The sequence below is a fragment of the Sphingomonas endophytica genome, assembly GCF_014199415.1.
GTDB classification, from domain to species: Bacteria; Pseudomonadota; Alphaproteobacteria; order Sphingomonadales; family Sphingomonadaceae; genus Sphingomonas; species Sphingomonas endophytica.
Genome location: NZ_JACIJN010000005.1, coordinates 230365 through 246037 on the forward strand (window position 1 = coordinate 230365; position 15673 = coordinate 246037).

Below are 15673 nucleotides of genomic sequence, written 5' to 3' on the forward strand. Positions count from 1 at the left end.
TACAAAGCCGATGATGTGGGTGAATGACGAACACACGTTCCTTTGACCGCCTTACCCGCGACTCGCGCTCCACCCCGCACGCGCGCGCGGTGATCGCGGAAGCGCCGATCGCGATCGAGGTCAACGGCATCGGCTATGCGGTGATGATGGCGACTCCGCAGGACATCGCCGATTTCGCGACCGGCTTCGCACTTGCCGAGCGGATCGTCACCGCAGCCGGCGAGATCGAGTCGCTTGACGTGCATGACACGCCGCGCGGCACGATCGTGCGCCTGACGGTGCCGCCCGCCCGCGCCGCCGCGGTGCGCGACCGGGTGCGGCGGCGAACCAGCGACAGCTCGTGCGGGCTGTGCGGGATGGACAATCTCGACGCCGTCCACCGCGACCTGCCCCGCGTCCCCGCCGCGACCGTCGCACCGGCGGCGATCTTCGCCGCGTTGGCCGCGATGCGCGCGCACCAGCCGCTCAACCGTGCCACCGGTGCCGCGCATGCCGCGCTGCTCTGCGCGCATGACGGCACGATCCGCGTCGCGCGCGAGGATGTCGGGCGGCACAATGCCTTCGACAAGCTGATCGGCGCAATGGCGCGGCAGGCGCTCGGCTGGGACGGCGGGTTCGCGCTGCTCTCGTCGCGCTGCTCCTACGAGCTGGTCGAGAAGGCCGCGCTGGCGGGGTGTCCGATGCTGGTGACGGTATCGGCGGCGACCAGCCTCGCGCTCGACCGCGCCGCCGCCGCCGGGCTGACGCTCGTGTCGCTCGCGCGCGACGATGCGGTGCTTTTCTCGCGGCCCGTGCGTTAGCGCGTGCATGACCGAGCAGCACGACGATCGCCCAGATTTCACCCCTTATGATGGCCCCTCGGGCGGCTGGGGGTCGGTCCGCTCGCTGGCCGACATCATCCCGCGCGAGAAGAACGTCGCGCAGACCACCGCCGAGCTGCTCCGCCAGAACAAGCACGACGGCTTCGCCTGCGTCAGCTGCGCCTGGTCGAAGCCCTATCCGCCGCACCCGGCCGAATTCTGCGAGAATGGCGCGAAGGCGACCGCGTGGGAGATCACCAGCCAGCGCGTCACCCCCGACTTCTTCCGCCAACACACGCTGACCGAGCTGCGCGGCTGGAGCGACTATCGGCTCGAGGAGGCCGGACGCCTGACGCATCCGATGAAGTACGACGCGACCAGCGACAAATATGTCGTCGCGCCCTGGGAGGAAGCGTTCAAGGCGATCGGCGCGCGGCTCAAGGCGCTGCCGCCCAAGTCGGTGGTCTTCTATGCCTCCGGTCGCGCCAGCCTCGAAACGTCGTTCATGTGGCAGCTGATGGCGCGGCTCTACGGCAATCAGAACCTGCCCGACAGTTCGAACATGTGCCACGAATCGACCTCGGTCGGGCTCAAGACCTCGATCGGCGTGCCGGTCGGCACCACCAAGCTCGAGGATTTCGACACCACCGACTGCATCCTGCACTTCGGGCAGAACGTCGCGACCAACAGCCCGCGGATGCTCCACCAGCTGCGCGACGTCCACAAGCGCGGCGCGGACATCATCGTCTTCAACCCGCTCAAGGAACGCGGGCTCGAGCGCTTCACCGATCCGCAGAACCCGATCGAGATGGCGACGGGCAAGGAGACCCCGATCGCCACCCAATATCATCAGGTGAAGGCCGGCGGCGACATTGCGGTGATGATGGGCATCGCCAAATGGCTGCTCGCCAACGACGCGATCGACCATGACTTCATCGCCGAACACACCCACGATTTCGCGCCCTTCGCCGCCAAGGTGCAGGCGACCGGCTGGGACGAGATCGAGCGCGAGTCGGGCCTGACCCGCGCCGCGATCGAACGCGCCGCCGCCGCCTACGGCCGCGCGAAGACCGCGATGGCGATCTACGGCATGGGGCTGACCCAGCATGTGAAGGGCGTCGACAACGTCCGGATGCTCGTCAATTTGATGCTGATGCGCGGCAACATCGGCAAGCCGGGCGCCGGCCTGTGCCCGGTGCGCGGCCACAGCAACGTCCAGGGGCAGCGCACCGTCGGCATCACCGAGAAGACCGAACTCGCGCCCGTCGAGAAGCTCAAGGAGCGCTACGGCTTCTCGCCGCCGAACGAAAAGGGGCTGGATACGGTCGAGGCGTGTCGCGGGATCATCGACGGCACGGTCAAGGCGTTCTTGTCGCTCGGCGGCAATTTCGCGCGCGCGGTGCCGGAAACCGAACTGGTCGAGGACGGCTGGGCGCGGATGGACCTGTCGGTGCAGATCGCGACCAAGCTCAACCGCAGCCACCTGATCCCCGCCGCCGGCGACACCTGGCTGCTGCCGTGCCTCGGCCGGATCGAGCGCGACCTGCAGGCGACCGGACCGCAACGCGTGACGGTCGAGGATTCGACCAGCGTCATCCACCCATCGCTCGGCAAGGTCGAGCCGGCCAGCCCGCATCTGCTGTCCGAGCCCGCGATCGTCGCCGGGATTGCGCAATCGTTCCTGCCGCCCAACCCGGCGATCGACTGGGACGCATGGGTCGGCGACTACAGCCTGATCCGCGACGAGATCGCCGCGGTGTTCCCGCACTTCTTCGCGCGCTTCAACGAGCGGTTGCAGGAGAAGGGCGGCTTCTGGAAGGGCAACAAGGCGTCCGGGCGCGAATGGGACACCGAGAGCGGCAAGGCCGAGTTCCTCGTGCCCGATACGCTCAACGCGACCGGCTTCACCGAGGCGGAGGGCCGCTTCCGCCTGCTGACGCTGCGCTCCAACGACCAGTTCAACACCACGATCTACGGCTATTCGGACCGCTTCCGTGGCATCAACGGCACGCGTCAGGTGGTGCTGATGAACCGCGCCGACATCGCGCGCGCCGGGCTCACCGCCGGTCAGAAGGTGACGCTCGCCACCGATGCGGAGGACAACCATGATCGCCGGGTCGGAGACCTGATCGTCGTCGAATATGACGTCCCCGACGGCTGCATCGCGGCCTATTACCCGGAATGCAACCCGCTGATCCCGCTGTCGCACCACGCGGAGGAAAGCCATGTCCCGGCGGCGAAGTCGGTGCCGGTAAAGATCGTCATATAGCCCTCTCCCCTCCGGGGAGTTACGGGTCGGATGTGCCCCCGGCACATTCTCGATATCGCGAGGCGATGTAGACCCGGAACTGGTTGGGTGAGGGGTAGGTGCCTCGCAGAGAGCGTCAGTCTCGGTGATACCCCGACCCCTCACCAGTGTCGGGTGAACAATGCCCCGCATTGTTCATTCCATGCTGGAGCATGGACGACCCGACCCTCCATGCCCCCGGCGGGGAGAGGGAGTACCCAACCGGCATAATTATGCGACAAACCGGCGATAGCGCCACGACTGCCGCCGAACGTCACGCGCGGCTGGGGTAACACATGCGTCTCTCGTTCCTTCTGTTGGCTTCCACCGCGGCCCTACCCGCCTACGCGCAGCAAGCCGCAGCGCCGCCGCCACCCGCGCAGGCCGGCGTGCAGGCTCCGACGACGCCCCCCGCCGAACCAGAAAACGACGAGGAAGGCAGCGAGGACATCGTCGTCACCGGCTCGCGCGCGCAACGCGGCGCGGTGATCGGCGACGTCACGCCCGAGGAGCAATTGTCCCCCGCCGACATCCGCAGCTACGGCGTCAGCTCGGTCACCGAATTGCTCAACGAACTGTCGCCGCAGACCCGCTCCGGGCGCGGCGCGGGCGGCGCGCCGGTGGTGCTGCTCAACGGGCGGCGCATCTCGGGCTTTCAGGAAATCCGCGACCTGCCGACCGAGGCGATCCAGCGCGTCGACATCCTGCCCGAGGAAGTCGCGCTCAAATACGGCTATCGCGCCGACCAGCGCGTCGTGAACTTCGTGCTGCGCCGCCGCTTCAAGGCGGTCACCGCCGAGGTCGAGGACCGGTTCGCGACCGAGGGCGGCCGCAACACCCCTGGCGGCGAACTCGACCTGCTGCGGATCCGCAACGACAAGCGCGTCAACCTGCATCTCGAATACAGCCGCCCCGGCGCGCTGACCGAATCCGAGCGCGACATCATCCAGGCGCCCAATGCCGCGGCGGTCGGCGGCAACGTCGCGTCGCTCAACCGCGGCGCGATCGACCCATTGTTCGGCAACGCCACCACGCTCGGCATCCCGGCGCTCGCCGCCACGCAGGCACCGCTGCTCGGCGACTTCACGACCACCCGCAACGTCACCGATCAGGGCGCATACCGCACGCTCCTGCCGCAGCAGCAGACGTTCAGCGCCAATGGCACCTATGCGACGACGATCTTCGGCAACGTCTCGGCCTCGCTGAACGCGACCGTCGACCACAATGTCACGCGCGCGCTGCGTGGGCTGGCCGAGGTCGATCTCGACCTGCCGGTCGGCAGTCCGTACTCACCGTTCGCGGTGCCGGTGCGCGTGACCCGCGCCTTCGACGACGTCCCCGCGCTGACGCAGCGCGCCGAGACCACCGATCTCCACCTCGGCGGCACGCTCAACGGCGATCGCGGGCAGTGGCGCTGGTCGCTGACCGGCAACGTCGACCGCGACGAGAGCAATACGGTGACGACCACCGGGCTCGACGCCAGTGCGTTGCAGGCAGGCATCGACGCCTTCGATCCGCTCGCCAGTCCCTATGCGCCGCTGTCGCTTGGCGCGCTGCCCGCCGATCGCGGCCGCTCGATCGCGACCAGCGCCGGGCTCGACGCCTTGGTCGCCGGGCCGTTGTTCCTGCTACCGGCCGGTTACGCCAACACCAGCATCCGCGTCGGCGCCTCGACCAGCGACTTCACCAGCGACTCGTTCCGGCGCGGCGTCGCCAGCAGCGCCGACATCGGGCGCGATCTCGCCAATGCGCAGATCAACCTCGATTTGCCGATCGCCAACAAGGCGCAGGGCGTGCTCAGCGCGCTCGGGCGGCTGTCGATCAACGGCAATCTCGCGGTCGACCAGCTTTCCGACTTCGGGACATTGTGGACACTCGGCTATGGCGCCAACTGGACGCCGGTCGACGGTATCCGGCTGCTCGTCTCGGTCACCGATCAGGATGAGGCACCCTCGGCGCAACAGCTCGGCAACCCGACCGTCACCACACCCGGCGTGCGCGTGTTCGATTACGTGCGCGGCACCACCGCGACCGTCACCACCGTCACCGGCGGCAACCCGAACCTGATCGCCGACAATCGCCACGCGCTGAAGGCCGGGCTCGACATCAAGCCGTGGAGCAATCAGCAGATCAACTTCCGCGCCGATTACACGCGCCAGACCACCGACGATCCGATCGCCGCCTTCCCGAGCGCGACCGCCGCGATCGAGGCTGCCTTCCCCGACCGCTTCACCCGCGACGCCGGCGGCAATCTGCTGCGGATCGACTCGCGCCCGATCAATTTCGCGCGCAGCGAGACGTCGCAGCTCCGCTACGGCGTCAACCTGTCGTTCCGCATCAAGTCCGAGCTGCAGAAAAAGATTGAGGCATTCCGCGCCGGCACCGGACCGAACCCGTTCGAGGGGCTGCGTCCGCCCGGTGGCGAGCGGCGCCCCGATCGCCCGCCTCAGGATCGCACCCGGCCGGACGGCAGCGCGATGAACGGTGGCCGCCCCGACGCGGGCGGCGGCGGCCCGGGCGGCCCGCCCGGCGGCGGCGGCGGCTTCCGCGGTCGTGGTGGTGGCGGTCAGGCCGGCGGGCGCGTCCAGTTCGCGCTCTACCACACCTGGCACCTTACCGAGCGCGTGACGATCGCCGACGGCGGGCGCGTGCTCGACCTGCTCAACGGCGATGCGATCGGCGCGGCGGGCGGGCAGGCGCGGCACGAGCTGGAGGGGCAGGCCGGCTATACCAACAACGGCCTCGGCGCGCGGCTGTCGGTCAATTACCAGAGCGGCACGCGCGTCAACGGCGGCACCGCCGCCACGCCCGAGACGCTCGAATTCGGCGGGCTGGCCACCGCCAACCTGCGGCTGTTCGCGGATCTCGGCGGCAACATCGACTGGGTGCGCGCGCACCCGTGGATGCGCGGCGCGCGAGTCAGCGTCCAGTTCGACAATCTCTTCAACACCCGCCGCGACGTCCGCGACCAGAACGGCACCGTCCCGATCGGCTTCCAGCCCGATTATCTCGACCCGGTCGGCCGCACGATCCGCGTCTCGTTCCGCAAGCTGTTCTTCTAACCCGTCGCCCCTGCGCAGGCAGGGGCCCATGTCTGTCACGTGTCACGGTTGGCCGACCCGAGGCCGACGCCGCTGTGTCGCTCACAACCCGATCCGCGCCGCCAGCCACCGCGCCGCCGCCTCGGGGCTCTGCTTGTCGCGATCCCGGTCGACGCGGTAATTGGCCTCGCGCATCGCCGCGACCGGGATGCGCCCGATCAACGGCCGCAGCGCGTCGAGGAACCGCGCATCCTTCCGGTGCGCTGGCGCGACCAGCACGATCGCGTCATAGCCCGGGATCGCATGCCGCGGATCGGCAAGCACCGTCAGCCGGTCGGCGGCGATCCGCCCGTCCGAGGAGAAGGCGCTGATGACATCGGCACGCCCGCTCTCCAGCGCGCGGTACATGAAGGTCGGGGCGTAAGGCGTCGCACTGGCGAAGCGCAGCGGATTGGCGCGCCGGATCGCCGCCCATTCCGGCCGGTCGAGGAATTCGAGATCGGCCCCGAAGCGCAATTGCGGCGCGACGCGAACCAGATCGTCGAGCGTTCCAATGCCACGCCGCTGCGCATCATCACCGCGCATCGCGAAGGCATAGGCATTCTCAAATCCAAGCGCGCCGAGCAAAGTGACGCCGCGCGACTTTTGCACCCAATCCGCGATCGCGCTTAGCTGCTCGGCGTGCGGCGGCGTATCGGCGCGGTGCATTTCGGCGGTCCATATCGTTCCCGCATAGTCGACATAGACGTCGACCTCGCCGCCCGCGACCGCGCCGAACGCCACTGCCGAGCCTAGCCCATCGCGGTACGTGACCGCGTAGCCGGCGCGCGTCAGCCGATCACCGATCAGCCGCGCCAGGATATATTGTTCGGAAAAGTTTTTTGCCCCCACCACGACCCGCCGCTCGCCGCCGCCGCGCCACAACGGCGTGCTCGCCGCCGCCGTCGCTGCGACCAGCAGCAGCAACGCGGCCCCCGCGCGTTTCCAGCGCCGCTCCCCCGCCGCCCGCTCCGCGACGCCGAGCAACAGGTCGACCCCCAACGCCAGCCCCGCCGCGCCGACGCAGCCCGCGATCACCAGCGTCCAAGCCTGCGTCTGAAGCCCCGCGAAGATCAGGTCGCCGAGACTCGGCTGCCCGACCGTGGTCGACAGCGTCGCCGCGCCGATCGTCCACACCGCCGCGGTGCGCACCCCCGCCATCGCGATCGGCAGCACCAACGGCAGCTCGACCAGCCGCAGCTTCTGCGCGCGCGTCATCCCGATCCCGTCCGCCGCCTCCAGCACCGCCGGATCGAGCCCGCGCAAGCCGGTGACGATGTTGCGCGCGATCGGCAGCAGCGCATAGAGCGTCAGCGCGAGCAAGGCCGGCAGGAAGCCCAGCGCCGGCACGCCATGCCCGATCCACAGCAACGCCGGATAGAAAAGCGCCAGCAGCGCAAGGCTAGGAATCGTCTGCACCAGGCTGGCGAACCCCAGCACCGCCCCCGCCAGCCGCGGTGCGCGCGCGGCGCGGATCGCGACCGGCACGCCGATCACCAGCGCCAGCGCGAGCGCGGCCATCGCGAGCAACAGATGCTGCGCGGCGAGCGCCGGCACACGGGCGAAGGCGTCGCTCATGTCGACAGCGCCGCCAGCCGCGTCGCCTGCGCGCGCGGCACCGCCACCAGCGCCTGCGCCGCCGTCCCGCCCGCCCCGGCCAGCAAGGCGGCCGGCGGTTCGTCGGCGACCACCCGCCCGGCCGCCATGACGATCACGCGCGTGGCGAGCAGCAGCGCCTCGGCCATGTCGTGCGTCACCATGATCGTGGTCAGCGCCAGTTCGTCGTGGAGCCGCTTTACCGCCCCCGCGAGCGACTCGCGCGTCACCGGATCGAGCGCGCCGAACGGCTCGTCCATCAGCAACAGTCCCGGCCGCGTCACCAGCGCGCGCGCCACGCCGACGCGCTGGCGCTGCCCGCCCGACAGCTCCGCCGGCATCCGCGTCGCGACAGCGCGCGGCAGTTCGACAAGGTCGAGCATCGCCATCGCGTGCGCGGCATCGGGCGTGCCCGCCAGCCGCAGCGGCAGCGCGATATTCTCCGCGACGCTCAGATGCGGGAACAGGCCGACGTCCTGGAACACATAGCCGATCCGCCGACGCAGCGCGGGCGCGGGCCCGTCGGCGACGTCGCGCGCGTCGAGCAGCACCCGGCCGCGATCGGGCACCACCAGCCGGTTGACGGTCTTGAGCAACGTCGACTTGCCCGACCCGGAGGCGCCGACCAGCGCGACGAACGTCCCCGCCGCGATCGTCAGCGACACGCCATCGATCGCCGCGGCATCGCCGTAATGCTTGCCGACCTGCTCGAAGGCGACCGCCGGTCCGGACGAAAGTGCTGGCATCGCCGCCGGTGATGCGGGAAGCGTGCGTGGGTAACAAGCATTAACGCGGGAGAGCGGGATGAAGGCGATGCTGGTCACGGGCGGCGGCTCGGGCATCGGGCGCGCGGTGGCGCAAGTGTTCAGCGCGCGCGGCTGGCGGGTCGGGCTGGCGGATATCGACGCGCAGGGGCTGCGCGACACCGCCGCGCTGCTCCCCGCGGATCGCACCAGCACGCATGTCATGGACGTGCGCGACCCCTCGGAATGGGAGGAAGTGCTCGCCGATTTCGCGCACGTCAGCGACGGACGGCTCGACCTGCTGTTCAACAATGCCGGGATCGCGGCGGGCGGGCCGTTCGCCGAGATCGGGCTCGACGCGATCGACCGCGTGATCGACATCAACTTCCGCGGGCTGACCTATGGCGCGCGCATGGCCTATCCATATCTGAAGGCGACGCCGGGCGCGTGCCTGCTCAACACCGCTTCGGCGTCGGCGATCTACGGCTCGGCGGGGCTCGCGATCTATTCGGCGACCAAGTTCGCGGTGCGCGGGCTGACCGAAGCGCTCGACGGCGAATGGGCGGCGGAGGGCATCCGGGTCCGCTCGCTGATGCCGAGCTTCATCGACACCAACCTGCTGTCGGCGCCGATCCCCGGCACCAAATACACCGCGCGCGATCTGGTCGTGCGTCGCAAGCTGGAGTTCACGCCGGTCGAGACGGTCGCCGAAAAGGCGTGGGCCGCGGTGCACGGTGATCGCGTGCACACGGTGGTCGGCAAGACCGCCGAGCGGATGGCGTTCGCGGCACGCTGGATGCCCGGCCGGCTGCGCGCGATGATGCGGGGGCGGTAGGCCAGTGCCGTCATTCCCGCGCAGGCGGGAGTCCAGAACCTCTGCCGTCAGTGGGCCTCGCGAAAACCTGCGCGTCTGGATTCCCGCCTGCGCGGGAATGACGGGGGAGTTCATGCTCCCCCGATAAAGGAATCACACCCGCATCGGCATCAGCACGTAGAGCGCCGGGCTCTTGTCGTTCTCGCGGATCAGCGTCGGCGCCGCGGCGTCGGCGAGGTGGACCTCGACCAGATCGGTGCCGATCTGCCCGAGAATGTCCATCAGATACCGGCTGTTGAAGCCGATCTCGAACGGCGATGCGGCATATTCGCCCGGCACTTCCTCGGCGGCGGTGCCGTTCTCGGGGCTGGTGACCGACAGCGTGATCTTGTCGCGGTCCAGCGCCATCTTGACCGCACGCGTCTTCTCGGTGGCGATCGTCGAGACGCGGTCGACGCCCTCCATGAAGCTCTTCGGATCGAGCTTGAGGATCTTGTCGTTGCCGGTCGGGATCACGCGGCTGTAATCGGGGAAGGTGCCGTCGATCAGCTTCGAGGTCAGGATCGCCTGCCCCAGGTCGAAGCGGATCTTGGTCCCCGACAGCGACACGCCGACCGACCCGTCGACCTCGTCGAGCAGCTTGCGCAGCTCGGCAATGCACTTCCGCGGCACGATCACGTCGGGCATCCCTGCCGCGCCCTCGGGCTGGTCGACCGTCACGCGCGCAAGGCGGTGGCCGTCGGTCGCGGCGGCCTTCAGCACCCCCTCCGCGACATGCAGGAAGATGCCGTTGAGATAGTAACGCGTCTCTTCGGTCGAGATCGCGAAGCGGGTCTTGTCGATGATCTGCTTGAGCGTCTCGGCGGGCAGCTCGAACTGCGTCGGCAGCTCACCCTCGGCGATCACCGGGAAATCGTCGCGCGGCAGCGTGCCCAGCGAGAAGCGCGCGCGCCCCGCCACGATCGTCATCCGCCCCTCGGCGGCGGTCAGCGAGACCTGCGCGCCCTCGGGCAGCTTGCGCGCGATGTCGAACAAGGTGTGCGCGGAGACGGTGGTCGCGCCCGGCTGGTCGACCGCGGCGGCGACGCTTTCGTTGATCTGCAGATCGAGGTCGGTCGCCATCAGCCGCAGCTGTCCCTCGGCGGTCGCCTCCAGCAGCACGTTCGACAGGATCGGGATGGTGTTGCGCCGCTCCACCACCGACTGGACGTGGCTCAGCCCCTTCAGCAGCGTCGCGCGTTCAATCGTCGCCTTCATCGTCACTTCCCCCGGCCCGCAGGTCACTCACCAGGGGCAATTGGCCAAGTCTCCCTAAGGTCCAAACTCTCTCAGAACAAGGTTGTGACGAAGCGGATTTTGGCACCAGGCCAGGGGCAAGGAGGAAGCGATGCCAAAGCATCGTGACCGACGCGCGACGATGAACAGGTCGCCATGTTCTCCGGACATGGCTTGTATTGTCCGGGGGACAATACAAGCCGTTCATGGTGCTAAAAGCCGCCGCGCGGCGGTCGCCAGGGGAGGACCGCCGGTCATCGGCGCTTGCTTACGGGTAGCTCTGCTACCCGATTGCGCTGCGCTCCTCGCCGGCGGTCCTCCACTGGCGATCACGATCCTTGTTCTGAGAGAGTTAGGGCTTTCGCCAAAATGAAAGGGCCGGAGCAAGCGCCCCAGCCCTTTCCTGTTCCACGATGGTGGAGAAATCAGAAGCGGATGCCCAGCCCCGCCATCAACTGGTGCCGGTCGAGGTCGATGTCGTAACCATCGATGTCGCCGTAATGCGAGTAGCGATATTCGGCGGTGACGAACGAGGTCGGCGTCAGCTTGTATTCGAGCCCGGCGCCAAGCCGGAAACCACCGAGGTTGGTCTTGTCGATCAGCTCATTCTCCGAGCTGGTGGTCGCCTGATAGCGATTCTCGACGCGCGCATTGGTGTAACCGCCCTTGCCGTAGATCATCGCCTGCGGCGAGATCACATAGCCCAGCCGTCCGCCGACATACAGATCGCGGCCCGCCTCGACCGAGAAGCGATCCCCCGCGGTCAGCGCATTGTAGCTGCGCGTCTTGGTGGTCGCGTCGGTATATTCACCGTCGATGCCGTAGACGATGTTGCCGCGCTGGAAGTCATAGCCGACCCGGCCGCCATAGCCGAAGCCCTGCTGCCCCTCCGAATCGCCGTCGCCGCCGTCCTGCACGTTGTCGTAGCCGGCCAGCACCTCGACGCGGCCGCCCGCGAACGGGCCGTCCTGCGCGGTCGCCGGGGCCGCTACCGCGATCGCCATCACCGTCGCCGGGATCGCCATTGCAAGCTTACGCATGTCTCACTCCATCTCACTCGCCCCGAAACGCAGGGCGTGGAGGGACAAATACGCGCTCGCGCCATTGTTGCATGAACCTCACCTAAACAGCGGCGATCGTGGTATTTACGCCACAGCCGGGCGCGGGCATCGACGTGAGACCGCGACCGGAAAAAGGGGCCGGAGCACCGGCCCCGACCCCCTCCCCGCATCGGACCGATCAGAAGCGGATGCCGACGCCCGCCAGCGCCTGCTCGCGCCAGAGACCCTGCTCCAGATCGCCGTCCTTGCCGTAATGCGACAGACGCACTTCACCCTTCACGAACGCGGCGTCGGACAGCTTGTATTCCACGCCTGCGCCGACGCGGAACCCGGTGGTGACGAGGCGCGCATAGCCCTTGCTTTCCTCATCCCGCCAGTCGCTACGGAACCGGGCGACGGTGTAGCCGGCCTTGCCGTAGACCAGCGCCTTCGGCGAAAGCACGTAGCCGACGCGGGCACCGGCCGAGAGATCGAGGTTGGCCTTGATCGCGCGACGCTCGTCCTGGTCGACCGACGTCTTCCTGGTGGTGTTGCCGTCCACCTCGCCCTCGAAACCGTAGACGATGTTGCCGTCCTGCCAGTCATAGCCGACCAGACCGCCCAGCCCGAGACCGCTCATGCCGAAGTCCTTGATGCTGACATGGTCGAAGCCGATCAGCGCCTCGGCGCGCGCGCCCTGGAAGCCGTTATCCTGCGCAACCGCCGGGGTCGCCGCGGCAAGACCGAGCGCAACGGCCGGAACGAAAAAAGAAAACTTGGTCATCAATCACTCCCTTTCGACCGCCCTTGAAGTTCAGGCGGAAGGCGCCTCCTTGGAACGCCTCGGCTATTTTTAGAGAACATCGCGGGAGTTCGGCGTTTGCTTCCGAAATAGATTGCAGTTAACGGCGGAGAACCTTCCACGAGCACCAAGTGATGATCTTTTCCATCGCCTTGTTAATGCTGATCGGTGAACGTGAGCCGTTGGGCGTCTGGCAACGCTGGGCGGCGTTGCGCGACACGGCCGGGCCGCGCTGCGTCGCGGTGGCGCAACCGCTCCGCCGTGACGGCACGACCGACCGGCGCGGCGGCTATGCACTGGTCGCGGCGCGGCAGGGCGCAACGCGCGCGCCGTCGATCCGCTTTCGCCTGACCCGCCCGCGTGGCGACGGCGCACCGCTGACGCTGGTGATCGGCGACCGGCGGTTCGCGCTGGCGGGCGATCGCGAGTCGGCGCGCGCCGCCGACCCGGAGACCGATCGCGCGATCGTCGGCGCGATGCGCGGCGCGACCGGGATGACGCTCACCACGCTGGACGCGGCGGGCCGTCCGCTCGGCGACACCTATCCGCTGGCCGGCGCCGCGACCGCGATCGACGCCGCGCAGCTGGGATGCGCCCGGCGGTAACGCTGGAAAAATGCGCCGACTTGGCCTATGTGCGCGCGATGCTCACAGCCTCGGCCGCCCCCATGCCCATCCCCGGGCACATCGACCCCGTGACCGTGCCGCGTGCCAGCGCGCCGCGCACCGACGGCCGCATCGACCTGATCGGGCTGCCGCGCGACGACTTGCGCCGCGTGCTCGAAGAGTCCGGGCTGGAGCCGCGCCAGGCCAAGTTGCGCGCCAAGCAGATCTGGCACTGGATCTACAATCGCGGCGCGACCGACTTTGCGGTGATGACCGACATCGCCAAGGCGCAGCACCCGTGGCTGTCCGAGCGCTTCGTGATCGGGCGCCCGCAGGTGGTCGAGGCGCAGGTGTCGACCGACGGCACGCGCAAATGGCTGCTCCGCTCTGAGGACGGGCAGGATTACGAGGCGGTGTTCATCCCGGACGCGGATCGCGGGACGTTGTGCGTGTCGAGCCAGGTCGGCTGCACGCTCAACTGCCGCTTCTGCCATACGGGCACGATGCGGCTGGTCCGCAACCTGACCGCGGGCGAGATCGTCGGGCAGGTGATGCTGGCGCGCGACGCGCTTGGTGAGTGGCCGAGCCAGCCCGAAGGGCGGATGCTCACCAACATCGTGATGATGGGCATGGGCGAGCCGCTCTACAATTTCGACGCGGTGCGCGACGCGCTCAAGCTGGTGATGGACGGCGACGGGCTCGCGCTCAGCAAGCGCCGCATCACGCTGTCGACCAGCGGCGTGGTGCCGATGATGGCGCGCGCCGGCGAGGAGATCGGCGTCAATCTCGCGGTGTCGCTCCACGCGGTGACCAAGGACGTCCGCGACGAGATCGTCCCGCTCAACCGCAAATACGGCATCGAGGAGTTGCTGCAGGCGTGCGCCGACTATCCCGGTGCGAACAACGCCCGCCGCATCACGTTCGAATATGTGATGCTGAAGGACAAGAACGACTCGGATGCCGAGGCGCATGAGCTGGTCCGGCTGCTCAAGCAGTACAAGTTGCCCGCCAAGGTCAATCTGATTCCGTTCAACCCGTGGCCGGGCGCGGATTACGAGACCTCGACGCCCGAGCGGGTGCGGCGCTTCAGCGAGATCGTGTTCGAGGGCGGCATCTCCGCCCCGGTCCGCACCCCGCGCGGGCGCGACATCGACGCGGCGTGCGGGCAGTTGAAGACCGCGGCGGAGAAGAAGAGCCGCGCCGAACTCGATCGGCTGGCAGCGGAGAAGCAGGCCGCGCTTGGTTGATGCGACCGGGCTGGCGCTCGCCGGTGGGGCGGGCGTCCTCGGCGGGATGATGAACGCGCTGGCGGGCGGCGGCACCTTCGCGACGATGCCGGCGCTGCTCGGGCTCGGTACGCCGGCCAATATCGCCAATGCCACCTCCAACCTCGGGCTGATGCCGGGGGGCGCGACCAGCGCGTGGAGCTTCCGCCACGAATTGCAGCCGGTCGGCGGCGTCCCAGTGCGCGTGCTGGCGGCGATCACCTTCGTCGGCGGGCTGCTCGGCAGTGTCCTGCTGGTGGTCACGCCCGGCGCGGCATTCGACCTGATCGTCCCGTGGCTGCTGCTGGTCGCGTTCGTCGCGATCGTGTTCGGCGCGCGCGCCGCGGACTGGCTGGCGACGCGGGTGACGATCAAGCCGCGCACGCTGATGGCGGTGCAGGCGGTGCTCGGCACCTATGGCGGCTATTTCGGCGGCGGGGTCGGGATCATGACCACCGCCACCTACGGCCTGCTGGCGGGCACGACGCCGCGCGCGATGTTCGCGCCGCGCACATTGATGCTGACCGTCGCCAATTTCGCCGCCGCGATCGTGTTCGTCGCGTGCGGGATGATCCGCTGGGACGCGTGCCTGCCGATGCTGGCGGGCGGCGTGGTCGGCGGCTGGCTGGGCGCGATCGTCGGCAAGCGGCTGCCCGCGCTCGTGGTGCGGTGGTGGACGATCCTCGTCACCGGCGCGACGACGGCGGTGTTCTTCGCGCACGCCTACGGGTGACGGCTCAGCCGGGCCGGGTCATCGCGAACGTTTCGCCCAGCTCGAAATAATCGGCCGGGCCACCACCGCGCAGGATCGGGCGCGCGCGGGCGGTCTGGTAGACGCCGTCCTCCAGCATGGCGGTGTCGATATGGATCGCGACCGCCTCGCCGAGCACCAGCCAGCCCGGCACGCCGGCGCCGTGGCGGTCCTGCAGCTGGACGATCTGCGTCACCTTGCACTCGAACTGCACCGGGCTCAGCGCGACGCGCGGCGGCGCGACCCGCTCCGAGGGCAGCGCCGCCAGCCCGGCGCGCGTGAACTCGTCCTCGTCGGTCATTGCCGAGGTCTCGTTCATCGCCGCGGCGAGATCGCGGGTCGCCAGATTCCAGACGAACTCGCCCGTCTCGCGCGCGTTCGCCAGCGAGTCCTTCGCGCCGTTCGAGCAGAAGCCGATGATCGGCGGGCGGTAGGAGAAGAGATTGAAGAAGCTGTAGGGTGCGAGGTTGCGCCGGCCATCCGCCGAAACGGTCGCGATCCAGCCGATCGGGCGTGGGCCGACGATCGCGTTGAGGGGATCGTGCGCAAGACCATGTCCCTGCGCCGGCTCGTAGAAATGCCATTCGGTCATGCCGCGGCTTCTGCTAGGAAGCG

13 protein-coding genes are annotated in these 15673 nt (G+C 68.8%); 7 read left to right on the top strand and 6 right to left on the bottom strand.

Annotated features, from left to right (window positions below; genetic code table 11):
- The first annotated feature begins 23 nt into the window (after positions 1-23).
- The 3 genes from fdhD to FHS97_RS09520 all read left to right on the top strand — a co-directional run bounded on the left by fdhD (position 24) and on the right by FHS97_RS09520 (position 6149).
- Positions 24-800, top strand: coding sequence for a formate dehydrogenase accessory sulfurtransferase FdhD (gene fdhD, locus FHS97_RS09510; RefSeq protein ID WP_184036331.1), 777 nt, complete (start codon positions 24-26; stop codon positions 798-800).
- A gap of 7 nt (positions 801-807) precedes the next feature.
- Positions 808-3069: an FdhF/YdeP family oxidoreductase gene (locus FHS97_RS09515; protein ID WP_184036334.1), complete on the top strand. Its 2262-nt coding sequence runs from the start codon at positions 808-810 to the stop codon at positions 3067-3069.
- Between the two features lie 407 nt (positions 3070-3476).
- On the top strand, positions 3477-6149 hold the full coding sequence (locus tag FHS97_RS09520) for a TonB-dependent receptor (RefSeq protein ID WP_343053415.1): 2673 nt from the start codon (positions 3477-3479) through the stop codon (positions 6147-6149).
- Between the two features lie 81 nt (positions 6150-6230).
- Here the strand turns inward: FHS97_RS09520 and FHS97_RS09525 are convergent, their stop codons facing one another.
- Together FHS97_RS09525 and FHS97_RS09530 are read right to left on the bottom strand one after the other, a co-directional pair.
- On the bottom strand, positions 6231-7745 hold the full coding sequence (locus FHS97_RS09525; RefSeq protein WP_184036342.1) for an ABC transporter permease/substrate-binding protein: 1515 nt from the start codon (positions 7743-7745) through the stop codon (positions 6231-6233).
- Positions 7742-8509, bottom strand: coding sequence for an ATP-binding cassette domain-containing protein (locus FHS97_RS09530; protein ID WP_184036358.1), 768 nt, complete (start codon positions 8507-8509; stop codon positions 7742-7744). Before FHS97_RS09530 ends, FHS97_RS09525 begins: the two co-directional genes overlap by 4 nt.
- 58 nt (positions 8510-8567) lie before the next feature.
- Between FHS97_RS09530 and FHS97_RS09535 the strand changes: the two genes are divergently transcribed.
- Complete coding sequence (locus FHS97_RS09535; protein WP_184036360.1) at positions 8568-9341, top strand: SDR family oxidoreductase; 774 nt, start codon at positions 8568-8570, stop codon at positions 9339-9341.
- A 132-nt stretch (positions 9342-9473) separates the two neighbouring features.
- Here the strand turns inward: FHS97_RS09535 and dnaN are convergent, their stop codons facing one another.
- The 3 genes from dnaN to FHS97_RS09550 form a co-directional block, all read right to left on the bottom strand.
- The gene (gene dnaN, locus FHS97_RS09540) at positions 9474-10577 is read right to left on the bottom strand and encodes a DNA polymerase III subunit beta (protein WP_184036362.1); all 1104 of its coding nucleotides are present in this window, start codon (positions 10575-10577) and stop codon (positions 9474-9476) included.
- A 443-nt stretch (positions 10578-11020) separates the two neighbouring features.
- Positions 11021-11635: an outer membrane protein gene (locus FHS97_RS09545; protein WP_184036364.1), complete on the bottom strand. Its 615-nt coding sequence runs from the start codon at positions 11633-11635 to the stop codon at positions 11021-11023.
- Between the two features lie 199 nt (positions 11636-11834).
- Positions 11835-12419, bottom strand: coding sequence for an outer membrane protein (locus FHS97_RS09550; protein WP_184036366.1), 585 nt, complete (start codon positions 12417-12419; stop codon positions 11835-11837).
- 152 nt (positions 12420-12571) lie between these two features.
- On the opposite strand from FHS97_RS09550, the gene FHS97_RS09555 reads away from it, so the two are divergent.
- The 3 genes from FHS97_RS09555 (at position 12572) to FHS97_RS09565 (ending at position 15040) form a co-directional block, all read left to right on the top strand.
- Positions 12572-13042, top strand: a complete 471-nt coding sequence (locus tag FHS97_RS09555; protein ID WP_184036527.1) for a hypothetical protein — start codon at positions 12572-12574, stop codon at positions 13040-13042.
- 62 nt (positions 13043-13104) lie between these two features.
- Positions 13105-14289, top strand: coding sequence for a dual-specificity RNA methyltransferase RlmN (gene rlmN, locus FHS97_RS09560; RefSeq protein WP_425506305.1), 1185 nt, complete (start codon positions 13105-13107; stop codon positions 14287-14289).
- Positions 14282-15040, top strand: coding sequence for a sulfite exporter TauE/SafE family protein (locus FHS97_RS09565; protein ID WP_184036373.1), 759 nt, complete (start codon positions 14282-14284; stop codon positions 15038-15040). Before rlmN ends, FHS97_RS09565 begins: the two co-directional genes overlap by 8 nt.
- A 4-nt stretch (positions 15041-15044) precedes the next feature.
- Here FHS97_RS09565 and FHS97_RS09570 read toward each other — a convergent pair whose 3' ends face one another.
- Complete coding sequence (locus tag FHS97_RS09570; RefSeq protein ID WP_184036376.1) at positions 15045-15650, bottom strand: flavin reductase family protein; 606 nt, start codon at positions 15648-15650, stop codon at positions 15045-15047.
- Positions 15651-15673: the final 23 nt, after the last annotated feature.